This window comes from Citricoccus parietis (assembly GCF_042433045.1).
In the GTDB taxonomy this organism is placed as follows: domain Bacteria; phylum Actinomycetota; class Actinomycetes; order Actinomycetales; family Micrococcaceae; genus Citricoccus; species Citricoccus parietis.
Window position 1 is genome coordinate 1 of the sequence record NZ_JBHLWH010000011.1, and the last position, 23,762, is coordinate 23,762.

The 23,762-nt window shown below is 67.6% G+C and carries 22 protein-coding genes; 8 read left to right on the plus strand and 14 right to left on the minus strand.

What is annotated here, in order from left to right; translation table 11 throughout:
* The 6 genes from ACFFIO_RS03325 to ACFFIO_RS03350 form a co-directional block, all read right to left on the minus strand.
* On the minus strand, window positions 1-613 hold a 613-nt coding region (locus ACFFIO_RS03325), incomplete at its 3' end, for an AMP-binding protein (RefSeq protein ID WP_378040182.1).
* A 57-nt stretch (window positions 614-670) separates the two neighbouring features.
* Window positions 671-1,513, minus strand: a complete 843-nt coding sequence (locus tag ACFFIO_RS03330; protein ID WP_378040183.1) for a fumarylacetoacetate hydrolase family protein — start codon at window positions 1,511-1,513, stop codon at window positions 671-673.
* 7 nt (window positions 1,514-1,520) lie between these two features.
* Window positions 1,521-3,899 (minus strand): transketolase-like TK C-terminal-containing protein, encoded by a 2,379-nt coding sequence (locus tag ACFFIO_RS03335; RefSeq protein ID WP_378040184.1) that lies wholly within the window; start codon window positions 3,897-3,899, stop codon window positions 1,521-1,523.
* A complete protein-coding gene (locus ACFFIO_RS03340; RefSeq protein ID WP_378040185.1) occupies window positions 3,881-4,744 on the minus strand; it encodes an NAD(P)H-binding protein in 864 nt (287 codons plus the stop codon). Before ACFFIO_RS03340 ends, ACFFIO_RS03335 begins: the two co-directional genes overlap by 19 nt.
* 8 nt (window positions 4,745-4,752) lie before the next feature.
* Entirely contained in the window at window positions 4,753-5,373 is a 621-nt protein-coding gene (locus ACFFIO_RS03345; protein ID WP_378040186.1) for a VOC family protein, read from the minus strand.
* 68 nt (window positions 5,374-5,441) lie between these two features.
* Window positions 5,442-5,954, minus strand: coding sequence for a chromate resistance protein ChrB domain-containing protein (locus ACFFIO_RS03350; protein ID WP_378040187.1), 513 nt, complete (start codon window positions 5,952-5,954; stop codon window positions 5,442-5,444).
* Window positions 5,955-6,214: 260 nt separating this feature from the next.
* Between ACFFIO_RS03350 and ACFFIO_RS03355 the strand changes: the two genes are divergently transcribed.
* From ACFFIO_RS03355 to ACFFIO_RS03365, 3 genes are all read left to right on the plus strand, one after another.
* Window positions 6,215-8,002 (plus strand): FAD-dependent monooxygenase, encoded by a 1,788-nt coding sequence (locus ACFFIO_RS03355; RefSeq protein ID WP_378040188.1) that lies wholly within the window; start codon window positions 6,215-6,217, stop codon window positions 8,000-8,002.
* Window positions 8,003-8,081: 79 nt separating this feature from the next.
* Window positions 8,082-8,777: a GntR family transcriptional regulator gene (locus tag ACFFIO_RS03360; protein ID WP_378040189.1), complete on the plus strand. Its 696-nt coding sequence runs from the start codon at window positions 8,082-8,084 to the stop codon at window positions 8,775-8,777.
* A gap of 34 nt (window positions 8,778-8,811) precedes the next feature.
* A complete protein-coding gene (locus ACFFIO_RS03365) occupies window positions 8,812-9,957 on the plus strand; it encodes an MBL fold metallo-hydrolase (protein WP_378040190.1) in 1,146 nt (381 codons plus the stop codon).
* A gap of 39 nt (window positions 9,958-9,996) precedes the next feature.
* Here the strand turns inward: ACFFIO_RS03365 and ACFFIO_RS03370 are convergent, their stop codons facing one another.
* Entirely contained in the window at window positions 9,997-10,668 is a 672-nt protein-coding gene (locus ACFFIO_RS03370) for a carbonic anhydrase (RefSeq protein WP_378040191.1), read from the minus strand.
* A gap of 54 nt (window positions 10,669-10,722) precedes the next feature.
* Complete coding sequence (locus ACFFIO_RS03375; RefSeq protein WP_378040192.1) at window positions 10,723-11,349, minus strand: DUF4245 domain-containing protein; 627 nt, start codon at window positions 11,347-11,349, stop codon at window positions 10,723-10,725.
* Window positions 11,350-11,561: 212 nt separating this feature from the next.
* Between ACFFIO_RS03375 and glpX the strand changes: the two genes are divergently transcribed.
* Window positions 11,562-12,527 carry a class II fructose-bisphosphatase gene (gene glpX, locus ACFFIO_RS03380; protein ID WP_378040301.1) on the plus strand — a complete coding sequence of 322 codons (966 nt, stop codon included), beginning with the start codon at window positions 11,562-11,564 and terminating at the stop codon, window positions 12,525-12,527.
* Between the two features lie 98 nt (window positions 12,528-12,625).
* Here glpX and manA read toward each other — a convergent pair whose 3' ends face one another.
* Together manA and ACFFIO_RS03390 are read right to left on the minus strand one after the other, a co-directional pair.
* Window positions 12,626-13,987, minus strand: coding sequence for a mannose-6-phosphate isomerase, class I (manA, locus tag ACFFIO_RS03385; protein WP_378040193.1), 1,362 nt, complete (start codon window positions 13,985-13,987; stop codon window positions 12,626-12,628).
* 146 nt (window positions 13,988-14,133) lie between these two features.
* Window positions 14,134-14,844 (minus strand): GntR family transcriptional regulator, encoded by a 711-nt coding sequence (locus tag ACFFIO_RS03390; RefSeq protein WP_378040194.1) that lies wholly within the window; start codon window positions 14,842-14,844, stop codon window positions 14,134-14,136.
* Between the two features lie 137 nt (window positions 14,845-14,981).
* On the opposite strand from ACFFIO_RS03390, the gene lhgD reads away from it, so the two are divergent.
* Window positions 14,982-16,190 (plus strand): L-2-hydroxyglutarate dehydrogenase, encoded by a 1,209-nt coding sequence (gene lhgD / locus ACFFIO_RS03395; protein WP_378040195.1) that lies wholly within the window; start codon window positions 14,982-14,984, stop codon window positions 16,188-16,190.
* A 72-nt stretch (window positions 16,191-16,262) separates the two neighbouring features.
* On the plus strand, window positions 16,263-17,588 hold the full coding sequence (locus ACFFIO_RS03400; protein ID WP_378040196.1) for an MFS transporter: 1,326 nt from the start codon (window positions 16,263-16,265) through the stop codon (window positions 17,586-17,588).
* A gap of 72 nt (window positions 17,589-17,660) precedes the next feature.
* Here ACFFIO_RS03400 and ACFFIO_RS03405 read toward each other — a convergent pair whose 3' ends face one another.
* Genes ACFFIO_RS03405 through ACFFIO_RS03415 form a run of 3 tightly spaced genes read right to left on the minus strand, consistent with a single transcriptional unit; the run spans window position 17,661 to window position 21,039 of the window.
* Window positions 17,661-19,289: an LCP family protein gene (locus ACFFIO_RS03405; RefSeq protein ID WP_378040197.1), complete on the minus strand. Its 1,629-nt coding sequence runs from the start codon at window positions 19,287-19,289 to the stop codon at window positions 17,661-17,663.
* Window positions 19,289-19,861 carry a 5-(carboxyamino)imidazole ribonucleotide mutase gene (gene purE, locus ACFFIO_RS03410; protein ID WP_378040198.1) on the minus strand — a complete coding sequence of 191 codons (573 nt, stop codon included), beginning with the start codon at window positions 19,859-19,861 and terminating at the stop codon, window positions 19,289-19,291. Before purE ends, ACFFIO_RS03405 begins: the two co-directional genes overlap by 1 nt.
* A complete protein-coding gene (locus ACFFIO_RS03415; RefSeq protein ID WP_378040199.1) occupies window positions 19,858-21,039 on the minus strand; it encodes a 5-(carboxyamino)imidazole ribonucleotide synthase in 1,182 nt (393 codons plus the stop codon). Before ACFFIO_RS03415 ends, purE begins: the two co-directional genes overlap by 4 nt.
* Window positions 21,040-21,217: 178 nt before the next feature.
* Between ACFFIO_RS03415 and ACFFIO_RS03420 the strand changes: the two genes are divergently transcribed.
* Window positions 21,218-21,856, plus strand: a complete 639-nt coding sequence (locus ACFFIO_RS03420; protein ID WP_378040200.1) for a GtrA family protein — start codon at window positions 21,218-21,220, stop codon at window positions 21,854-21,856.
* A gap of 14 nt (window positions 21,857-21,870) precedes the next feature.
* Here ACFFIO_RS03420 and ACFFIO_RS03425 read toward each other — a convergent pair whose 3' ends face one another.
* Window positions 21,871-22,713, minus strand: a complete 843-nt coding sequence (locus ACFFIO_RS03425; protein WP_378040201.1) for a TIGR03089 family protein — start codon at window positions 22,711-22,713, stop codon at window positions 21,871-21,873.
* Between the two features lie 348 nt (window positions 22,714-23,061).
* On the opposite strand from ACFFIO_RS03425, the gene ACFFIO_RS03430 reads away from it, so the two are divergent.
* Complete coding sequence (locus ACFFIO_RS03430) at window positions 23,062-23,700, plus strand: WhiB family transcriptional regulator (protein ID WP_378040202.1); 639 nt, start codon at window positions 23,062-23,064, stop codon at window positions 23,698-23,700.
* Window positions 23,701-23,762: the final 62 nt, after the last annotated feature.

The window sequence follows — 23,762 nt, forward strand, 5'->3', positions numbered from 1 at the left end:
CGGAGGCGGTGGCGAGCAGGGCGACCACGGTCTGCGGGATGTGGGGCAGCACGGCGGCCACCCGGTCGCCCGGCCGGACGCCGAGCCGGCGCAGCTGAGCGGCCAGTGCCGCGACCTGGCCCTCCAGTTCGCCCCACGTCAACGTGGTTGCCGCCAGGGTCTCGTGCTCGCCGATGATCGCGACCTCGTCCGGCCGCTCGGCGGCGTGCCGGAGCATGTTCTGGGCGTAGTTCAGCCGGGTGCCCGGGAACCACGTGGCTCCCGGCATCGACTCGTCAGCCAGCACGGCGCCGGGACGACCAAACTGCGGCTGGACTGAGGCCAGCACCTCGAAGTACTCCCAGACCGCACCCCAGAAGCCCGCGAGGTCGGTCACGGACCATTCGTGCAGGGACCGGTAGTCGGTGGTCTGCACGCCGCGGTGCTCGGCCACCCACCGCTGGAAGGCCCGCATCCGCGACCCTTGCGTGCGCTGCGCGGACGGCGACCACATCAGCGTGCGATCGGCGCCGCCGTCGTGCCCTCCTTCCGTGCCGCCAGCCGGAGCCGGCACGGTGCGCTTCGGATCGGTGGTGCCGTCGATCCCCGGGAGGGGGCGTGACGTCGATTCCATGGTGTGGCTCCTCACTGTTGCTCGGCTCTGGGGTGGGCTGCCGGCTTCGTTGATGTGTTATTCGCCCAGGATGAAGGTCGTTCTCATCTGTCCGATGCCTTCGATGGAACTGGTGATGACCTCTCCGGGGCAGATGTACCGTGGTGGGTCCTGGACCGCGCCGACTCCAGCGGGCGTGCCCGTGAAGATCAGGTCGCCGGGCAGGAGAGTGACGACGGCTGAGAGCCTCGCGATGAGTTCGGCCACGGGAAAGACCATGTCAGCCGTCGTGCCGTCCTGCAAGGTGGCATCGCCCGAGCGGCAGGCGATCGTCAAGCGGTTCGGGTCCTTGAACTCGTCGGGCGTCACCATGACCGGACCAATCGGGGCGAACCCGGGCAGGGACTTGCCCAGCGAGAACTGCGGGGGCTGGTCACGGAACTGCACGGCACGGTCACTGAGGTCTTGCCCGATGGTCAGGCCGGCGACATGGTCCCAGGCGTTCTCGGCCGCAATACCGAATCCGCCCTTGCCGATGACCACGACGAGTTCGACCTCATAATCAACGCGATCGCTCGGCAGCCTCACCTGGGCATGGGGCCCGGTGATCGAGGACGGGAACTTGGTGAAGACCATGGGCTCCTCCGGAAGAGCGAGTCCCCCTTCCACGGCATGGTCGCGATAGTTCAGTCCGATGCCGAAAACCTGTGGGGGGTGGGGGACCGGAGCCCCGAGTTGTTCCGGGGTGAACGGCTCGCCTTGGGCCGGGTCCTGTGCCTGGGCCCACTCCCTGAACTCGTCCCACCGCTCGAAGACGGCCCGCGAAGAAGGGCCGAACGCGCCGGAACTGGCGTGTGCCACATCGAGTGCGGAGCCGTCCGCGATGAGCACCGCGCGGCCCTCTAGGTTGCCGATTCTCATGGTTCTCCTAACTGATCAGGTCCAGCGCAGACCGGACGATCGAGTCGCTGTCAAGGTGGTGCAGGCGGTGGACGTCGTCCATGGACCCGGACTGGCCGAACTCGGTCACGCCCAGGTGCCGTGCCGGCACGTGGTTGATCCCGGCCAGGAAGGCCAGGGTGTGCGGATGACCGTCCAACACGGTCACGAGGGGAACAGCACGGTCGGCGGGGAAGACCTGGTCCAGGATCCACGGCGCAGCATATTCGGACACTTGAGTGCCGTGCCGGGCCAGGTGGGCCTGGAACAGCAGGCCGGGACTGGTGACGCAGACGACGTCGGCCTCGATCCCCTGGGCCTTCAGGGCCTCTGCCGCCTCCAGTGCATTCGGCACCATCGCGCCCATGGCTGCGATGGTGACTGCGGGTGTCTCGGCCCTGCGCAACCGGTAGGCGCCGGCCACCACATGGTCGCGGCGGCGCCGCCGTGCCGCAGGGTCCTCCGGCACGGCGGCCAGCGTCTGGTCAACGGATCTGGTGGACAACCGAAGGTACGCCGAGGTGCCCTCGGGGCGGCCCAAGCGGGAAAGACTAGCCAGCAACGCCCATTCGGTGTCGATCGCGAAGGCGGGCTCGTAGGTCACCAGACCGGGCTGCTCCATCCCGACCGAGGGGGTGGTGATCGACTGGTGGGCACCGCCTTCCGAGGCCAGGGTCACCCCGGAAGGGGTACCGACGAGGATCGACTGGCCCCCGGCATAGATGCCGTAGGTCCACGGCTCCAAGGCCCTGTGCACGAAAGGGTCGTACAGCACGCCGATGGGCAGCAGGGGTTCGCCCCACCGTGACCACGTGGATCCCAGTTCCCCGAGCAGGGACACCAGGTTTACCTCGGCGATCCCCAGCTCCACATGCTGCCCCGATCCGGATTCGTCCCAATGCAACATGGTCTCCGGGTCGTCGGCGAACCAGTTCCGGGCCGAGGTTTCGGCCCCGGTCCACACGCCGACCTTGTTGACCCAGCCGGCGAGATTGGTGCTGGATGAGACGTCGGGGCTCACGGAGACGACGCGTGCGGCGACGTCTGGCGCCGATCTGGTCAGGTCCAGGAGTACCCGGCCCAAGGCGGCCTGGGTCGTGGAGGTCCCCTTGGGCGTGCGGCCGAAGTCCTCTGGTACCGGCCCGACCTCTGAGAGCGTCACCGGTGCCCGTTGCAGGCGCTCTCCCACGGCGGCGCACCACCGCCCGGCGGCCGAATCCGGCGTTGGCAGTGCCCAGGGATCGTCCAGGCTGGCATTCAGAGCGGTCGCCAGGTCCGCCATCTGATCCGCCGTCATCAGTGATGCGTGGTTCTGGGGGTGGCCCTCGGAGGACAGCCGGTGTCCTTTGACGGTGTAGGCGATGATCACCGTGGGGCGGGTGTCGTCGATCTGGGCGAAGGCCGCATCCAGCGCTTCCGGGCTGTGCCCGCCTAGATCGCGGAAGGCATCGGCGATGTCCTCGTCCGTCAGCCCCTCCAACGCACTGCGGATGGCATCCGATGAAGGGCCATCGCCGGGTAGGTGGGCCCGCACCTCGGCCGGTTCGCGGCGGAGCATCCGCTGGTATTCCGCATTCGGCATGGTCTCCATTCGCTCGCGGAGCGGCTGCCCGCCGGGCCGGGAGAACAACGTCTCGATGCGCCGTCCCCACTTCACGGTGATGACCTGCCATCCGGCAGCGGCGAACATGGCCTCGAAGCGCGAGCTCGTGATTCGGGGGGCGACCCGGTCCAGCGACTGCCGGTTCAGGTCGACGATCCACACCACTTCCCCGAGGTTGGGCACCTGTGGGTCCAGGACCGCCTCCCAGACGGCGCCCTCGTCCAGCTCGGCGTCACCGACGAGCGAGTACTGCCGGCCCAGGCCGGTGCCGCCGGCTTCTCCCTGGGACAGGCCGGCGACGTAGCGTCGGGAGATCGCTCCCCACAGCGGGGCGGTCGCACCGATGCCGACTGAGCCGGTGGAGTAGTCGACGGGATCGGGGTCTTTGGAACGGGAGGGGTAGGACTGGAGGCCGCCGAGTTCCCGCAGGCGGGGCAGGTAGGCCGGGTCCAGGGTCCCGGTCAGAGCGTTCAGAGCGTGCAGCACTGGGGACGCGTGGGGTTTGACGGATACCCGGTCCTCGGGGCGCAGATGCCGTAACCACAGGTCGGTCATGATGGTCACGATCGAGGCACTGGAAGCCTGGTGTCCGCCGACCTTCATCCCGGAGGGATTGGGGCGGACCCGGTTCGCGTGGTCAATGATCGCGGTGGACAGCCACAGCACCCGGTTCTCGATCTCACGGAAGGTGCCGGTGTCTCCAGCACCTGGAGCCGTCGCGGTCGGGAGAGGTGAAGTCGTCTCAGTCACGTGGTCGTCCTCCATAGGTCGGGGTGGTCGGAAAGGTAGTCGCGGAGGTGCCGCGGCGTGTGGCCGGTGAGCAGTTCGACGTCATCGGTGGTGTCCTCGGAGACGCCTTCGGCGAAGAGTGCGAGCATGCCCACCAGATGGTCGGCCTCCCAGTCGCTGGCCCCCTTGGATTTCAAAGCCTCTCCGATGGACTGGGCCGGCACGGCCTTGACATCGATGTCCCGCCCGGTGGCAGCGGCAATGCCCGCTGCTACATCGGCGTAGCTGTAGCACCGCGGTCCGGTGAGCACGTACGTCTTTCCGTCGTGCTCACCGTTGGACAGCAAAGCCACCGCAGCGGCCTCACTGATGTCGACGGCGTCGATGAGGGAGATGCCAGCTGTGCCGATGGGGTTGGCCACGAAACCCCCTGCCGCCACCGTTCCGGCGGTGCCGGCGACGAGCGTCTGCATGAAGGCATTCGGACGCAGCACGATCCAGGGATTCACTCCCCGGGCCAGGGCTTGTTCGACGGCCCAATGCTGTCGGCCGGCATCGGGGCCATCTGGACGGATGATCGCCGTACTTCCGGAAATCTTCACGATGCGCACCCCCGTGCCCTCGAGCCGGTCGATGACCTGCTTCTGGACGCCTTGCATGTCCGGACCGTGTTCGGACAGCAGTAGCACCGCAGTGACGCCCTCCAGGTGAAGGGCGACGTCGGCGGAGGAGCCATGCTTGACCTCCACCTCTACTGGGAGGACAGATGAGGCGCGATCCGGATCGCGGCTCAGGACCCGCACGTCAGCGCTCCTGGACACCAGCGAGCGGGCCACGTGGGGGCCGACGCGGCCCGTGGAACCGAGAAGCAGGACGGTCATGGCGGGCCTCAGTAGGCTTCCGGCAGCAAGATGTCTGCCGGAGGGTTCTCCGGCAAGTACTCCCCGGCATAGGCCTTTTCATGGATCTCCGCGAACGTCAGGCCGGACTCGGCTGCGGCGACGATCTTGTCCGGATCGAAGAAATTGCCGATGGGATTCTCGGCGAACTCTCTGGAGCCCCACTGCCACTGCGTGGACCGAGCCCAGTCGCCAAAATTGTCGACCTGGATCTCCACGCCGTTCCCCTCGGGATCGGCGTAGTACAGGGACATGGTCAGGCCGTGGTCGATGGACATGAAGGGAACGATTCCTTCATCCCGCAGCCGGACGTAGTTGTCCAGCCACGACTGGAACTGCTCGTATTCGAAGGCAGTGTGGTGGTGACCATGGCTGGTGGGCTTGTCGACCGCTCGCCTGATGGCCGGATGGGCCACCAGCGCCAGGCGGTGGTTGGCCTCGTCGTTGCTCAGCCAGGCCCCGACTTCGGAATAGAACGTCGGGGTGAGGCCGCAGACCTTCTCGTACCAGGACACCATCTCGTCCAGCTTCATCGTCAGGAACGTGGCGTGATGCAGCCGAGGTGCGATGACCGGGCGGGGACGGTGCGGGAGTTTCTCGGACGGGGACATGGGTTTCTCCTTCGGGAACGGTGAACGGTGAACGGTGGGTCGGGGTGGAACGTGTGAGGTGTGGTGACCTAGCCGACGAGGGACCGGAGGTAGGACACCCGCTCAGGTTGGGTTGCGGGTAATTCCAGTGCCGCAAGATCCGGAAGCTGAAAATAGGTGTACAGGGCGTCGTACAGGGGCGTGGCCGCCTCGAGGTGGTTCAGGTCGTCTGGGTGGAGGACGCTGAAGCCGATGCCCACGGAATCCAGAGACAGACCGATCCGATGGACGGCCTCTTCCGTCGGGACCCTGGGAAGGCTCAGGGCATGGCGCACCCCCGCGTTGACGCAGGCCTCGAGCCGGACCAACGCCTCATCGCCTGCCAGATCGTGACGCTGGAGGACCTTGGCGAAACAGGTCCCGTCCTCATCGTGGCTGCCCAGCTGAGCACCGGCCATGCCGAAGGACCGGGGATCGGCCGGATCGACGGCCTCATCCCAGCCCGCGAACCGGAACTGCGCGTCGGCGTCGACGAAGCGGCGGATCAGCCATGCGGATGCGGTTCGGTCAAGGTGCAATTGTGCCCGGGTTGTCCACTTCATCGTCGACTCCTCTGTGAGCTGGAACACGGGTGATAACGGCACGCTAGTCGATTTTGATATATCGGACAAGCCCTCCGGAGGATCACGTGAAGAACCCTGAGATGGGCGGTATATCGGCGTGTACGTCAATCCTGGCGGGAAAGTGTATGGCTGAGGAGGCGCCTGAAGAAAGTTCACCTATTCAAGGAATGGGGGGTTGACGTTATATCAAACAGGACGCATGATTTCGGCATAACATCAACGACGATGAGGAGCCTTCCATGGCCACGACCGATGTGCCCGTCCTGATCATCGGTGGAGGCGGCTGCGGCCTGTCCGCCTCCATCTTTCTGTCCAACCTTGGTGTCGAGCACACCCTGGTGGAGCGTCATCCCACCACGTCCCACCTGCCCAAGGCCCACTATCTGAACCAGCGCACGCTGGAGGTATACCGCCAGCACGGCGTCGCCGACCGGATCTATGAGGTTGGAGCACCACTGGACAATTTCGGCAAGATCAAGTGGGTCACCTCCATCGGCGGGGACCGCCCCTTGGACCGGCGGCTGATCCACGAGATGGACTCCTTCGGTGGCGGGTCGCTGCAGGAGCGGTACATGACCGACAGCCCCAGCGTGGCGTCGAACTATCCCCAACTGCGGTTGGAGCCCCTGCTGCGGGAAGAAGCCGAGAAGCGGGCACCTGGCCGCATCTTGTTCAACCACACGGTCACGGACTGGGAGCAGCAGGACGGCGGCGGGGTGGCCGTCACGGTGGTGAACGGTGAAACAGATGAGACTCAGACCATCAATGCCCGGTACGTGGTGGCGGCCGACGGTGGCAAGACCGTCGGACCTAAGCTCGGTGTCGAAATGGCCGGCCCGACCAATATGGTCGACATGGTCAGCGTCCACTTCGAAGCGGATCTGTCCGAGTACGTGGATGACGCCACCTTGATCCACTGGTTCCTCAACCCCGAGGCACAGAACTCCTGGGACGCCGGTGCCCTGGTGAAGATGGGTCCGACCTGGGACCGTCATTCCGAGGAGTGGACGATCCACTTCATGTTCCGGCCGGACGACCCGGAGAGCTTCGATGAGTCCGCGATCGTCCCGCGCCTCCGGGACCTGTTGAAGCTCCCCGAGCTAGACATCTCGGTTCGCAAGGTGAGCCACTGGATTCTGGACCGGATCGTCGCCCAGCAATGGCGCTTCGGGGACATCTTCCTTGCGGGTGACGCTGCCCACCGGCAGCCCCCGACCTCCGGGCTGGGACTGAATACGGGTATCCAGGACGCCCAGGCTTTGGCTTGGCGCCTGGCGGCGGCGATCAACGGAGTCGGTGGCGAGGACGTGCTGGACAGCTACGAAGCCGAGCGGATCCCCGTCGCCACGGACGGTGCAGACTGGGCCTTACTGGCCTTCTCAAATCACACGGTCATCGATGCGGCCATCGGGCTGGTCCCCGGGGCAACAGTTGACCAGAACCGTGTGGCCTTCGAGACGCTCTTCGGTGACACCAGGATCAGCGGAGCCATCCGTGCCCGCACCGCGGACGCCATCGGGACCCAGCGCTTCGAGTTCCAAGCCCATGACATCGAGATGGGGTACGCCTATCCCACTGGCTCCTTCATTTCTGACGGCACCACCGCACCGACATCCCTGGACGGCACCGTCTACACGCCGACGACCACCCCCGGCCGGCGCCTGCCCCATGCCTGGCTGGAGGTCGAGGGCACGCGAATCTCAACCCTGGACCTGGTCAGCCAGGGGTGGGGACTGACCTTGATCACAGATGCAGAGGGACAGGGTTGGGGCGAGGCGGCCGAGGCCATCTCGGCCAGCATCGGCGTGCCCATCACTGTGAACGTCATCGGCGGAGACGGTGGAGCGGACGATGTCGAGGGGCGCTGGCGGGAGATCAATGAACTGGAGGTTGGAGGAGCAATCCTGGTGCGGCCCGACCAGTTCATTGCCTGGCGTAGCACCGGGCCGGTTCAAGACCCCTCGAGCGAACTCATCTCGGTCCTGCATGAGGTTCTGGGAATCCAGTCTGCAGTACTGCGAAGCTAGATCCATCCCGTGGGGCCGGGGCGTCGTGATGGTGGCGTCCCGGCCCCATGCACATATCTCCGACGATGAATGAGAGAACATGACAGCTGAAACCGAGACGAACAGCAACCTGTCGACCGTGGACCATCTTGTGGTGGAGATCCGCAGGATGATCCTCACGGGGCGGTTGGTGCCGGGGCAGCGATTCTCGTTGCGCGCCCTGGCCTCCGAACTCGGGGTCAGCTTCATTCCGGTTCGCGAGGCCCTGCGCAGCCTCGAATCCCAAGGCCTGGTGATCTCCCGGCCTGGCCGCAGCTCCGTGGTCGCTCCGCTTGACCCTGTCGATCTGCGCAGCATCTACCGGATCCGGCTCCGGCTCGAACCAGAGATCGCGTTCCGCTCCTGTGAACTACTGACCCCTGACGATGTCGACCGGCTTAACGAGCTGATCACCCAATTCAGCGACGAGTCCAAGGGCATCGACGACATCTACGACGCACACCATGACTTCCACCTCGAGTTGCTGCGCCCCGCTGCCAGCGACTGGGACCTGCGGATCCTGGAGAACCTCTGGCATGCCGCCGAGCGTTACGTCCGTCTCGCCTTCGCCGAACGGGACTTCACCCCGGGGGAACACCAGCGCCGCGAATGCTCCCATCGTCAACTGCTTGAACCGTTCCGGGCGCACGATCCGGACCGGGCAGCGCACGCCCTCAGGGAACACCTGCTGGCCAACGAACGGCTGGCCGAACAGTCGCTTCTGAAGATGGGCGCAGACGTAGTGGCCGCAACGTAGCAGAACAACCGCCCAACCAGGACTGGAGTATTCCATGTGTACACCTGAGAACGTTCGGCGCGTGGCCGTCGAGGCTGCCGCCAAACCCCGAACCTCCCGCCGCGCCGTCCTAGCCGGAGGACTCGGCACGGCGGCCGCCATGGGCCTGTCCCTGCCGGCCTCGGCGGCAGCCCACCCTCGGCCGTCGGCCGGCCGTACGCCCTTGGAACTCGTACTGCTCGGCACCAGGGGTGGCCTGCCCCCCAGCTCGGACCGGTCCGGCATCGCCTCCGTCGTGACTGTCGAAGGCCGCAATTATCAGATCGATTGCGGTTACGCCTCAGCGTGGCAATACCAGCGTGCCGGCTTGAAGCGGCAGGACCTCGCAGGGATCTTCATCACCCACTTGCATGCCGACCACGTCGCGGACTACTACAACACCATTCTGATGGGAGCCGTGACAGGGCTGCCCTATCTGGACGTGGTCCCCGACAACGTCCCCGCGTACGGCCCCGGTCCTGCCGGTGGACTGCCGGACAAGTGGGGCGGAGGTACTGCTCCGACCATCAATCCCGCCAACCCCACTCCCGGTCTGGTTGAGATGACCAACAGCCTCCACGCCGCCTACGCTTACAGCTCGAACGTATTCATGCGCGATGCCGGCATGAGGGACATCAGCGAACTGGTCACCCCGCATGAGATCGTCATCTCGGAAGTCGGCGCAAGCCCTCGGGGCGACACCGCGCCGCGAATGTCCCCCTTCGTCGTGATGGAGGACGATCGGGTCCGCGTCTCCGCCACCTTGGTCCCACATGGACCGGTCTACCCCTCTTTCGCGTATCGATTCGACACCGATCACGGATCCGTCACGTTCTCCGGTGACACCCGGAAGAGCGAAAACCTCATCGAGCTGGCCGCAGAAACGGACATCCTGGTCCACGAGGCGATCAGCGATCCAGCGGAGGTCGGCATCTCTGGACCGATCCTGACCCACATGCTGGAATCACACGTCCTGGTCGATGAGGTGGGGACCATCGCTCAAGCGGCTGCAGCCAAACACCTAGTCCTCTCCCATTTGGGGGACTTCACCGGTGAGATCAAGCGGGGCAAGTGGCAACGGGCCGCCCAACGCGGCTACTCGGGCAAGGTGACCGTCGGCGAGGACCTTCAACGGATCCCCCTCCGCCATCGCCGCAGGTAGAACCCGTCGTGGGCCGGTATCTCCAAGCCGTCTCGAGCGTCAGCCGACCTCGTCCGGATCCAGGTCCCCGATGATCTTGACCGGATTGGCGGTGCCGTTGTCCAGGGAGTAGGTCACGCCGATGATGGCCGTGCGGCCCTCGTTGACTGCCTTGGACACGGACATCGAGGACTCCATCAGGCGGGAGCTGATCTGACGCACGTTCTCCGCCACCGTGCCGTTGACGTCCTTGACCCCGGCACGCCGGGCGGAGATCACAGACGGGATGATGCGTTCCACGAGGGAGCGGATGAACCCGGGGGGCATCTCCCCGGAGACGTAGGAGTCCACGGCGGCGGTCACCGCGCCGCAGCTGTCATGGCCGAGGACGACGATCAGCGGGATGTCGAGGACGTCCACGGAGTACTCGAGGGAACCGAGGACGGCGTCGTCGATCACCTGGCCGGCCGTGCGGACCACGAAGACGTCGCCCAGCCCCACGTCGAAGATGATCTCCGCCGCGAGCCGGGAGTCCGAGCAACCGAAGATCACGGCCACCGGATGCTGCTCGTGCGTCAGGGAGGCACGGCGCGCGGCATCCTGGTTGGGGTGATTGGAGGAATCCGTCACGAATCGTTCGTTGCCGGCTCGCAGCAGGTCCCACGCGGCCGAGGGGGACAGGGGGGAGGAGGACGGAGAGGTGGCGGTCTTCAAGTCGGCACTGTCGGTCATCGGCTCTGCTTCCTGGTTGTTGAGCTGTTGAGCTGTTGAGCTGTTGAGTGGTTGTCAGTTGTCCTCGGCGGAATCGTGGACGGAGTCCTGGATGGCGGCCGCCAGGGTGTCCAGCGCGGCCAGATCACCGGAGCCACTGATGAGGATGGTGGTCCCGTCCAGTTCTGTCACCATATGCCGGTCGCCGTCGGTCGGCTCGTACAAGTCCCACGTGGTCCCGTCCACGGAGCGCGTCCCGGTCAGGGGTGCATTGTCCATCTGCTGGGACATCCAGGTCGGATTGGCCTGCACGGTCTGCTTGAACCCGGCGAAGTCATCCTCGGCGGTGACGTACCCGGCCTCCCAGAACTCCACCTGGTCCACACCGGCGCCGTTCCACCGGGCGAAGTTGGCGTTCCAGTCCGCGGGGACGCGCGGGGCGACGGCGGAGAAGCCGGCGGTGGCCGAGGCCTGTTCGGCGGTGGCCGTCACGTCCACGGTGCGCTCGTAGGTCTCCTCGGTGCTGCTGGGGTTCATCAGCACCACCAGCAGGGCGATGGCCAGGGTGGCCAGCACAGAGATCACCATGGCCCGTGCGGACTGTCCGGCCCGCTTGACCTGCTTCTGCGTCAGGCGTGGCTTGGCGGCCGGGGTGGGGGCCGAGCTGGCGGCCGGATCGGCCTCGGGCTGAGGGGAAGTCACCGGTCCATTCTGCCATCAGCCGGGACACTAGGATGGATTCCGAGACGTTCCCCCACAGACGGAGTATTTCGGTGACCACTGACCAGCCCGAGAACAATGGCGTTCGGACCGACAAGGCACAGTCGCGCACCGCGGAGCCGCATCACACTGATCGCAGCATCCTCAGCCCGAGCCTGGCCGTGTCCGGGACCAAGCCGGACCGCAACCTGGCCATGGAACTGGTCCGGGTGACCGAGGCCGCCGCCATCGCCGCAGGCCACTGGGTGGGCTACGGAGACAAGAACACTGCCGATGGCGCCGCCGTGGACGCGATGCGCGCCTTCATGGACACCGTGGCGATGAACGGCGTGGTGGTCATCGGTGAGGGCGAGAAGGACGAGGCGCCCATGCTCTACAACGGCGAGAACGTCGGTGACGGCACCGGGCCCGAGGTGGACGTCGCCGTGGACCCGATCGACGGGACCCGCCTGACCGCCATGGGCTACCCCAACGCACTGTCCGTGTTCGCCGTCGCCGAGCGCGGTGCCATGTTCGACCCCTCGGCGGTGTTCTACATGGACAAGCTCGTCGTGGGACCGGAGGCAGCTGACTTCGTCGATCTCCGCCTGCCCATCAAGCAGAACATCCACCTGGTTGCCAAGGCCCTGGGCAAGCCCATCAGCCAGCTGAACGTGTGCGTGCTGGACCGTCCGCGTCACGAGAAGCTGGTCGCCGAGATCCGCGCTGCCGGTGCCCGCGTGAAGTTCATCATGGACGGCGATGTGGCCGGCGGGATCGCCGCGGCCCGCCATGACACCGATGTGGACATGCTGCTCGGGATCGGCGGCACGCCCGAGGGCATCATCACCGCGTGCGCCATCAAGGCCATCGGCGGCGTCATCCAGGGCCGGCTCGCCCCGGTCGACGACGCCGAGCGCCAGAAGGCGATCGACGCCGGCCACGACCTGGACGCGGTCCTCACCACCGACGACCTGGTCAAGACGGACAACGCGTACTTCGCCGCCACCGGCATCACGGACGGCGACCTGCTGCGCGGAGTGCGCTACTACAACGACCGCGTGACCACGCAGTCCATGGTGATGCGCTCCAAGTCCGGCACCGTCCGCGTGATCGAGGCCGAGCACCAGGCCCGCAAATGGGAACCCTGGATCGGCCCGGACGCCCTGCCGGTGCGCTGAGCTGCCACCACACCTGCACAACTGGCGGTCGAGATCGCACCATTTACTGACGGGTAACCGGCTGGAATGGGGCGAAATCGACCGCCAGTTCCCTGTTGTCAGGGGAGGGTGACGGAGAAGAGGGTGGCTGGCTCCTCGCCGGCGCCATGAACGATCGCGGCGGCATCGGCCGCCGTCAGGAACACCGACTCCCCGGGGGCCAGCACGGCCGCCTCGGATCCGGCCTCGACCCGGACCCGTCCGGAGGTGCACACCGCCAGGACCGGACCGCGGGCGGTCAGGGTGCTGCCGTCCGCGGCGGGCAGATCCATCCGTTCGACCTGAAACTCCTCGAACGGCGGACGGAACACCAGATGGCCGTCCCCTACGGAGACGGGGGCGCAGTACGGCACCGGCACGGACTCGAAGGCGACGACCCGGCGCAGCTCGGGGACGTCCACATGCTTGGGCGTGAGCCCGCCGCGCAGGACGTTGTCCGAGGCGGCCATGACCTCCACGCCCAAGCCGTAGAGGTAGGCGTGCACATTGCCGGCCGGCAGGTGGATCGCCTGGCCCGGGGCCAGGTCCACGCGGTTGAGCAGGATCGAGACCAGCAGGCCCGGATCGGCCGGATAGTGCTCGGCGATCCCCACCGCCGTGGACAGGTTCAGATCCTCGTCCAGGGCCCGCGGCGCCTTCTTCAGGGCGGCGACGACGGCCGTCACCCACGTGCCTGGGGACCAGTTCCCGGCGGGGTCGAGCAGGTCCGCGAAGACGCGCTCGAGCGCAGAGCTGCCGCCACCGTCGACGTCATCGCCATCGGATTCCTCTCCGCCGTGCAGGAGGAGGTCGGCGTAGCCGGCCACCGTCTGGGCAACCGACGCCTCGGAGGCTGACGCGTCGAACGTGTCGGCCACGCCGGATACGCCGGGGGCGGCGACCGCAGGACCGGCCAGGCCGGCGTCGTGGTCCTCCATGTTCTCGCCCAGCACCTGGGCCAGCCGGGAGAACGAGGTGCCGGCATCCTGGGCCGAGCGGAATCCGCACAGGGCGGCGAACGGTGTCAGGGCCACGAGCATCTCGGGCTTGTGGCTGTCATCCCGGTAGTTGCGGTGGGGCGCCGAGGCCGGGACATCCGTGGCCTCCTCGGCGGCGAACCCGGCGCGGGCCTGCTCGAGGGCCGGATGGGCCTGGATGGACAGGGGGCGCCCCGCGGCCAGCAGCTTCACGAGGAACGGCAGGCGGCCGTAGCGAGCGGCCTCGCCCAGCAGCGACTCCGGATCAGAGGCCAGCAGCTCGTCGAGGGGCACCGGCGCGGACTCGGGATCGCTCGCCGGGACCGCTCCAGCGGGAGCGCTGGGGTGTGCGCCCATCCACATCTCCGCCTCCGGTCGGCCGGTGGGAGTCCGGCCCTGGAGCTCGGCCAGCAGGGTGGCGGAACCCCACGCATAGTCACGGATCGGGGTGTGCAGCAGGTACATGCTCCCAGCCTATCGACCCGCCTGAGACAACCCGGCGCAACGTTCTTGCATGTTGCATGCAACCCACTATGCTGACTGTTGTCCACACCACATTCGTTGCGCTTGTCGGTCGTTCCGGCCAGTCGCAGTTGGCACGAGGGGAGCCGCTAGTGCACCAGCCAATCGATGGCCTCGGCGCTCCGCGCATCCGCGAAATCGGGCCGGTCTCGCGTCTCCTGGGTGATCAGCATGGTCGCGGTGTGGCTGATGTGCCGCGCCAAAGCCGAACCGACCTCAGCGTCCCGTCCCTCGCGGAACGCCTCCATGATGTCCCGATGATCCTCGAAGCACTCCCGCGCGGTGCGCGAGGTGGGCACGGTCCCCACGCCGGTCTGCAGCACGAAGTCACGCTGTTCGCTGAGCAACTGGTTGGCCTTGTCGTTGCCCGCCCCCGCCAGCAGGGTGCGGTGGAAGTCCCGGTCTGCCCGGAGCACCAGTTCCGGGTCTCCGTCCTCCGCCGCGCGTCGGAAGGCCTCGTAGGACTGCTCTACGGCGGCCGCCGTGGCCGCCGTCTTCAACTGCGTGGCGCGGCGGGCCAAGGGAGCCTCCAACATGAGCCTGATCTGGAACACCTCGATCAGGCTCTGGAGCGAGGTGCTGAGGATGCGTACCCCGCGGTTCCGCTCGATCTGGACGAGTCCGCGGCGGGCGAGCTCCTGCAGGGCCTCTCGGATCGGGGTGCGGGAGACGTTGAGCTGGTTGCCCAGCTCGGTTGCCGTGTACAGCTCCCCTGGAACCAGATCGCCGCTGATGATCGATGCCCGAATCGATTCCACGGCCTGGTCGGTCAGGCTCGCAGGCCGATGGACAGATTTCATCCCCTCAGTATGCCAACCCATAGACCCCATAGACCCCATAGACCCGATAGACCCGATAGACCTCATAGATCCCATGGGGCAGCAGGGCCCTGGTGCGCTGCGTCCCCACTCAACCCACAGAAAGCGAAGGTCCAGTCATGACCTCATTCGCCGTCATCGGTGCCGGAATCATCGGTGCCGCGGTCGCCCGGGAGCTGACCCAACGGTTCCCCGACGACCACGTCACCGTGTATGACAAGGCGGACAGCGTGGCCTCCCATCAGACCGGCCACAACTCCGGCGTGGTCCACGCCGGCCTCTACTACCAGCCGGGCAGCCTGAAGGCCCGGCTGTGCCGCCGTGGGGTCAACCTGCTGCGGGACTTCGCCCTGGACCGCGGTGTGCCCTATGAGGAGTGCGGCAAGTTGGTCGTGGCCTTGGAGCAGGTGGAGGAGGACCGGCTGCGGAGCATCCACGAGAAGGCCATCGCCAACGGCGTGCCGGGCGTCGAACTGGTCGGCCCGGAACGGATCCTCGAGATCGAGCCCAACGCCACCGGGCGCCTCGCGCTCCACTCCCCGCACACGGCGATCATCGACTATGCCGCGGTGACCCGGGCGCTCGTCGACGACGTCCGGTCGGCTGGCGGGACCGTTCGCCTCGGCGCCGAGGTCACCGGGATCACCAACTCCGCGGACGGATGCAGCATCAGCACCCCGGAGGGCACCGAGTCCTTCGACTTCGTCATCGCCTGCGCCGGACTCCAATCAGACCGCATCGCCCGGATGGCCGGGGGAGATGCCTACCCGAAGATCGTGCCGTTCTTTGGGCAGTACTCGAAGCTGGCCCCGGAGTACCGCACCGTGCTCAACGGACTGGTCTACCCCGTGCCGGACCCCGCCTACCCCTTCCTCGGCGTCCACCTGACCAAGCGCGTCGACGGGGAGATGCTCGTGGGCCCCAACGCCTTCCTCTCGTTCGGCCGGGAGAACTACTCCGGGCGGCGCATCGGCATCAAGGACAGTCTGGACGTGGTGGCCAACGCGGGGTTCTGGAAGTTCGCCAGCCGCAACATGTCGGCGGCCGTCCAGGAGTTCGGTGCCGTGGTCTCCCGCCAAAAGTTCCTGGCCGGCGCCGCGCGCTACGTGCCCTCCCTGGAAGGGGCGGAGTCCACGCCCATCACGCGTGGCATCCGCGCTCAGTCGATGGATGTGAACGGCGACCTCGTGGACGACTTCGTCATCGAGGTCATCGGGCGCGCCACGCTCCTGCGCAACGCACCGTCCCCTGGGGCCACCTCGTCCCTGGCCATCGCCGAACACATCGTCTCCGAGATGGCCGCGAACCATCGGTTGGCCTCGGTCTAGGCACTCCCTCCACCAGCTCCTGAGGCCGCCCGGCCCGGACGGGGCGTCCACTCCACCACGTGAAAGAAGAGAATGACCACTCACACCACCACCGCTTCCCGACCACCCGAGACACCCGAGGAGGAACGCAGCCGCCTGCGCAAGGTCATGTCGGCCACCATCATCGGAACAACCGTCGAGTGGTTCGACTTCTACCTCTACGCCACCATGGCTTCGATCGTCTTCGGCGCGGTGTTCTTTCCCGCCGTGGACAGCCAGCTCGCGACCCTGAGCGCCTTTGCGACCTTTGCGGTCGGGTTCATTGCCCGGCCGATCGGTGGCATCGTCTTCGGACGGATGGGCGATCGCATCGGACGCAAGAAGACGCTGGTTATCACCTTCGCCTTGATGGGCATCTCGACCTTCCTGATCGGCATCCTGCCCACCTACGCCGTGGCCGGAGTCTGGGCGCCGATCTTGCTGGTGGTCCTGCGCGTGCTGCAGGGCATGGGCGCCGGCGCGGAGTATGCCTCCGCGGCCGTGAACTCCTATGAACACGCCTCGGCAGGACGCCGGGGCCGCCAGGGAGCCTGGCCGGCCCTAGGCCTGAACCTCGGCCTCGTCTTGTCCTCCGCCACCATCTTCGTGATGACCCTCAACGGCGATGAGTTCCTCATGAGCGGCGGCTGGCGCATCCCGTTCGTGGCCAGCATCATCTTGATCGGAGTGGGCATGTGGGTCCGCCAGTCCCTGCCCGAGTCGCCCGAGTTCGAGAACCGCGTGGAGAAGGCGGATGACAAGTCGACGTTCGGCCAGGTCTTCCGCGACCACTGGCGCGGCCTGTTGGTGGTCTTTGTCGTCGCCATCGGCTACAACGCCCTGAGTTACATCTTCAAGACCTTCTCGGTGGCCTACCTAGATGAGTTCCAGGGCATCAGCGCCAACACCACGTCCGGTGCTGTCATGGTCGCCGGGCTCGTCGCCATCGTGGTGGTGCCGATCTGCGGCGAACTGTGCGACCGCTTCGGCTCCAAGGCCGTCATCACCTGGGGCGGCGCCCTGTCCGCCGTCTTTGCGTTCGGCTTCATGGGCCTTCTGGGCGTGTCCTCCACGTGGTCCGTGTACCTAGCCATCGGCATCGGCACAGGCATCCTGGCGCCGATGATGTTCTCCGCGCAGGGATCCTTCCTGTCCCGTCAGTTCACCCCCGAGTCCCGGGCGACCGGTGTCGGCACCGCTCGCGAGATCGGCACGGCCGTGGCGGGCGGTCTGGCTCCGCTGGGCGCCCTGTCTCTGGTGGTGGCCTCACCCACCAACTCGACCGTGGGAGTCAGCGTGGTCCTGGTGGCCGCCGGCCTCCTTGTGATCCTGGGGGCCGCCTTCGATCAGGGTAAGAGGCACACGTCCGACAAGAACTGAGCTGCCCGGCCCGGAACGGGTCAACGGCAGGGGCCTGCCAGCACCACGGTGCTGGCAGGCCCCTGCCGTTGACTAGCCCGCCGCGCAGAGGTGGTTGGTGGAGGCGGCGTCCTCCAGCAGGCCGGTCTGGCCCGTGTCCTCGAGGTGCTGCAGATACTCGAGCGTGATCTCGGATCCGTCCGGCTGGGTCGGCGGCGCAGGCCAGTCAGCAGGGTCGTCGCCGGTGCCGGCCTCCTGCGATGCGGAGGCCACCAGGGAAGCGGTGGCGTCCACGAACAGCAGCGGGGCCGGGGACGTGCCGGCGGCGTTCGGGGTGCCGTCCTCGGCGAGCATGCCGTCCACCCGGGTGTGGATCTCGTCGAAGTCCGGGTAGGTCGTGAACCGGCCGTCCTCGCCCTCGAAGTCCGGGGGACCGATGGTCAGCCGCCCCATGCCCTGGGACTGTCCCTTCGTGGCCAGGGAGACGAACGTGCCCAGCTGCTGCCCCGGCAGGTCGGTCTCCACGATCTGTTCGCCGGCATCCAGGATGCCCTGGAACCGGGTCACCAGGGTCTGGGGATTGAACTGGGCCAACATGGCGGACTGGATGCACTGCTGGCGGCGAATACGCGAATAGTCCGTGGAGAAGTGGCGGGAGCGGGCGAAGGCCAGGGCCTCCTCGCCGTTGAAGTCATAGGTTCCGGGGCCCCACCAGGCGTTGCCCCATTCCCCGTCCGGGCGGGGGCCGCGGTAGGTCGTCCAACCGCCGGACGTGACCGTCACTCCGCCCATGGAGTCGATGAGCTGGGAGAACCCGCCCATGTCCACCATCGCGTAGGACTGGATGTCCAGCCCGAGGATGCCGCCGGCGGCATCCATCATGGCCTCCGCGCCGGGATCCTCCGCACCGGGATAGAGGTCCTGGTGGTTCTCCATGACGTCCACGTAGAGGGCGTTGATGATGCACTCGTCGCCGCAGCTGAAACCCTCCGGATAGGCGCCCCACAGGGGGGAGTCCTCGGAGAAGCGGGCGTTCTGGAAGTTGCGGGGGATCGAGAACAGGATCGTGCTGCCGGTCTCGGCATTCACGGAGGCCACATGGATGGAGTCCGGCCTCAGCCCGATCCGGCCCTCACCGGCGTCGCCACCCATGAGCAGGAAGTTGTAGCGGCCGGCCACCGGCTCGATGGCGGGGCCGGGCGCGAAGATCTCGTTCAGGGCGTTGCGCCCGGCGTTCACGGCGAAGGAGCCGTAGCCGAGCATGCCGGACGTGGCCACGAGCAGCAGCACCGTGGAGAAGGCCAGCAGCGGCTTCATCCCGGGGGCCACCAGCCTGAGCCGCAGCAGCCGGAAGGTGTCGACCCAGAGCACCACCCACCCGATGGCCAGGGCTGCCAGGACCACGACCGCAACCAGCTGGACCCACGTGTTGGCGAAGGCCTGGACCAGCAGGTCGCGATTGACCACCAGCAGCACGAGCGCGACGACGACCAGGAGCCAGACCGTCAGTGTCACCCGCAGAGCGGCGCGGCCGAGGGCACGATTCCCGGCGACCACCTGGGCGCCGCCGGGGACGAAGAGGGTGAGCAGCAGCAGGATCCAGGCCCGCTTGGTGCGTTGGGGTGCCGCGGCGCTCTGCGGGTCGCGGACCGGGTCAGGCCCTCCTGCGCCCTGGGGGCCGTGCAGGAGGGACGGGTTTCTCTGGGGAACCTGGCCGGCCATCACGGGCGGTATCCGGGCCGGTTGGCCAGCGATTCCTGCAGCCGTTCACCCTTGGCGCTGGCCGTGTTCCGCAGCTCGGCGGCGAACTCCACCATCTTCTCGCGCAGCTCCGCCGCCTCCGGGTCAGTTCCCGCAGCGAGGATCCGCACGGCCAGCAGCCCGGCGTTGCGGGCGCCGCCGATGGACACGGTGGCCACCGGGACGCCGGCGGGCATCTGCACGATGGACAGCAGGGAGTCCATGCCGTCGAGGGTCTTCAGCGGCACGGGCACGCCGATCACCGGCAGGGGAGTGGTGGAGGCGATCATGCCCGGCAGGTGCGCGGCGCCACCGGCGCCGGCGATGATCACCCGGATCCCGCGTTCGTGCGCCTCAGTGCCGAAGGCCACCATCTCGTGCGGCATGCGGTGGGCGGACACGACGCCGGCCTCGTAGGGAATCCCGAATTCCTCCAGGGCCGCTGCGGCGGCCTCCATCACGGGCCAGTCGGAGTCGGAGCCCATGATCACGGCCACCCGGGCGGGGGCCACACCGCCCTGGGCGGTGGTCGCGGGTGCTTCGCTGGGGGTCATGGCTGCTCCTGCTGGTCGACGGCCTGCGGTCCCTCGCTGATGATCGCGGCGGCTCCCTCGGCGGCCGCGCGGGCGGAGACCAGGTCCTCGGGGGTGGCGGCGGTGACATTGACGTGACCGATCTTGCGGCCGGGGCGCACGGACTTACCGTAGGCGTGGATCTTGGCCTCGGGGAAGGTGGCCATGGCGGTGGGGAAGGCCGCGTAGAGGTCCTCGTTGGCTCCGCCGAGGTAGTTCTTCATCACGGTGTAGGAACCCAGGGTCGCCGTGGACCCCAGCGGCAGGTCGAGCACCGCGCGGACGTGCTGCTCGAACTGGCCGGTGACGGCGCCGTCCATGGACCAGTGGCCCGAGTTGTGAGGGCGCATGGCCAGTTCGTTGACCATGAATCCGGGGCCGACGCCGGGGGTCTCGAACAGTTCCACGGCGAGCATGCCGGTCACGCCGAGTCCCTCGGCGAGGGCCACGGCGGCCGCCTCGGCCGCGTGGGCGGTGCGGCCATCCAGGCCCGGTGCGGGGGCGGTGACCACGTCACACACCCCCTCCGTCTGGATCGATTCGACCACCGGGTAGGAGGCGGTGGCCCCCGAGGGGGTGCGGGCCACCTGGGCGGAGAGTTCCCGGGAGAAGTCCACCATCTCCTCGGCCAGCAGTGCCTCGAAGCCCAGCTCGAACCAGTCGCCGCAGGATTCGGCGGCCTCGGGCGAGCGCAGGACCCGCACGCCCTTGCCGTCGTAGCCGCCGCGCGGGGTCTTGAGGACCACCGGCCAGCCGGTCCGGTCGCCGAAGTCGAGCAGGTCAGCCACGGAGGACACGGCGGCCCAGGCCGGGTTCGGCAGTCCGAGGCGGTCACAGGCCTGGCGCATGAGCAGCTTGTCCTGGGCGTACTGCAGGGCCTCCGGCCCCGGCTGCAGGTTCACCCCGGCCGCCTCCAGAGCGCGCAGGTGCTCTGGGGGCACGTGCTCATGGTCGAACGTCACCACGTCCACCTCGGCCGCGAAGGCCTTCAGCACCTCGATGTCCCGGTAGTCGCCCACCGTGGAGGGGGCTGCCGAGGTGGCCGAGACGTCCGGGCCCTCGGCCAGGACTCTCAGCCGCACGCCCAGGGCTGTTGCTGCCGGGGCCATCATGCGCGCCAATTGGCCGCCGCCCACTACTCCGATCACAGGAAAACTCACGGACCTAGGGTAACCAGCGGATCAGTCCCATCCCGGCAGAACCGCCCGGCGTCCTCCAGTTGTCAGGAAACGGGGAGGAATCCGGTCTAAGGTATGCAAAGACATTTTCCGGTTCTCGGCCCGTCTTCTGCACGCAACGGCCCGTCTTCTGCACGCAACAAGGAGTCCACCCACCCCCATGATCAGCAACCTGTGGCAACGCTTCGTGGCCCTGGTCGCCATGCTCTGGCGCGAGGTCGCCAAGTTCGGGGCGGTCGGGGCGGCCGCCTTCGTGGTGGACTCGGCGATCTTCCTGTGGCTCATGCACGGCCCGATGGAGGGCAGCAACGTCAAGTCGAAGATCGTGGCCAGCGTGGTCGCCACGATCTTCTCCTATGTGGCCAACCGCCTCTGGACCTTCCGCCACCGCCGGCAGAACAACCTCATGCGCGAGTTCGTGTTGTTCGCGGTGATGAACGTCATCGGTATGGGCATCCAGGCCGGTTGCGTGTTCGTGGCGCAGTACTGGCTGGGCGTCACCTCGACCGCCGGCATCTTCATCGCCGGAAGCGTGGTCGGTCTGGTCCTGGGCACCATCTTCCGCTTCTTCGCCTACCGGTTCTGGGTGTTCACCGAAGAACTGGACGCGGACCCCAAGTTCAAGGACGACCGCGAACGGCTCACCGGTGAACTGCCGGTCATCCGCACCGCCGACACCCCGCGCCGGCACCGCAGGGGGTCTGCCTCGTCAGACTCCGGGCCGGTGGCGCCACCGGCCCGCTCGGCGCTTCAGGGTCCTTCCGCGCCGTCGGCACGCACGCCCGCCGAACCTCGATAACCACTCACCGGGCATCACCGGGCATCACCGGGAAGGCGGGAAGGGGAGCCCACCCGCTCGGCGTCCACGAGCCGGGCCGAGGCCGCGCTGAGGTCCGTGTCCCGTTCCGGCACCAGCACCACCGGGAGTCCCCGGTCCCACGTCCCGACGACGGCGCGTGCCGTCTCGCGGTCCAGCCGCCCGCCTGCGGCCGCCACCACCAGACCGCGCTCGCGGTGGGACCACCGCGGGAGGGCCAGGCCGGCGTCGTCCCCGGGGCCTGTGGCAGCCAGATCCTCCCAGGCCTCGACGAGCGCCGGCAGGCTGGTCCCCGGCAGGGGCAGGTGACACTGGTCCGCCTGCATCTGCACCTCGGAGGCATATTCGAGGGCGTGTGGCGGCACCTCCGCGTCCGATGAACCCCATGGTTCCGGCTCCTCCAAGGCCATGAGTGTTCCCGGGGACACCGCCCAGAGCTCGGCGGGATGCTCCGACCAGGCGCCCGGCGTGCCGGATACCACCAGGTCCACCGAGCCGGACTCATCCGGGGTGACGGAGGTGCCAGGGGCAAACCGCACCTCGACCCTTGCCCGCGCGGCACCCAGCATCAGGGCCAGCGACTTCCAACCCAGCGGCAAGTCCAGGAGGACCGTGGACCCGGGGCCGTGCCCCTCGACATCCAGCAGGTTCGCGGTCTTGGCCGCCCAGTTGGCCAGGACCCGGCCGGAGAGTTCGACGCGGTCGCCGTGGGCGGCGTGGTCCACCACGGCCGGCCGGGGAGAGGCCGCGATGGCCTCGAACCAGGTCAGACGCCGGCCTGACGAACCGTTTCCGCCTCCTGCTGCTCCACCGGGTAGATTTGTTCCGAGGTTGACCAAGGGTGTCCTTTCGCCGTGGGACAACACGCCCGCTTCCGAGCATCGGCGCGGCGGCGTGTCGGTAGGTTTGGGGCTGTTCCCCGCGTTACATTGTGCCGTCTCCGCTTGACTAATAGAGAGTTACACCGGTGTAATTCACTGTGGAACGGTCATGGTGACCACGGCGCTTCCCACCGCCCACCACTGGTTCCCCGCTGCCGTCGGTACAGACGGAATCGGTCCGGGCGCGCCCGGCGCCGCGGGGGACGTGGTCGGAAGGCGTGTCAGGAGCCCTGCCCGATCCGCAGACACCGGAACCTCCGGTGACGGGATGATCAGCGTGAGAACGTGAGAACGGGGAGGAATCACATGGAGAACGCCCAGCGCCTCGACGAGATCCACGAGTCCGAAGCCAACCAGACCGGACTGTCCGGCCAACCCTTGACCGACGGCCCCCACCCGGGCCGCAGCGTACCCGCCGACTGGTTCCTCGACCCGGCTGATCCGGACGCAGCCCGCCGTCTTGAGGCCGGCACCTCCCTGGGATCCCTCGAAGACCAGGCCACCGCCTTCCTGGCGGATCATGCCGTAGACGACGCCGAAGGCGAATCCCCGACGGCCTCCGACACCGACGCCGACGGCTTCGCCACCGTCACCGCTCTGCATCCCGGCACGGTGACCCCCTTGGAGACCCCCGGCGAGGCGCCTGGCGCGGGCTCCACCAGCACTGCCCAGCCCTCCGTGTGGCTGGGACTGCCCGGACTGGCCGATCCCCTCGACGTGGACGGCGAGCTCGCCTGGCAGGTCGACGCCCTGTGCGCCCAGACGGACCCCGAGGCCTTCTTCCCAGAGAAGGGCGGGTCCACCCGCGACGCCAAGAAGGTCTGCTCCGCCTGCACCGTTCGCAGTGAATGCCTCGAGTACGCCCTCGGCAACGACGAGCGTTTCGGCATCTGGGGCGGGCTGTCCGAGCGTGAGCGGCGCCGCCTTCGGAAACGGTCAGTCTGATTACAGCGCCGGCCACCCTGCCTGCGTCCGCCGTCACCGGCGGCCCCGCGGCCCAGCACGTC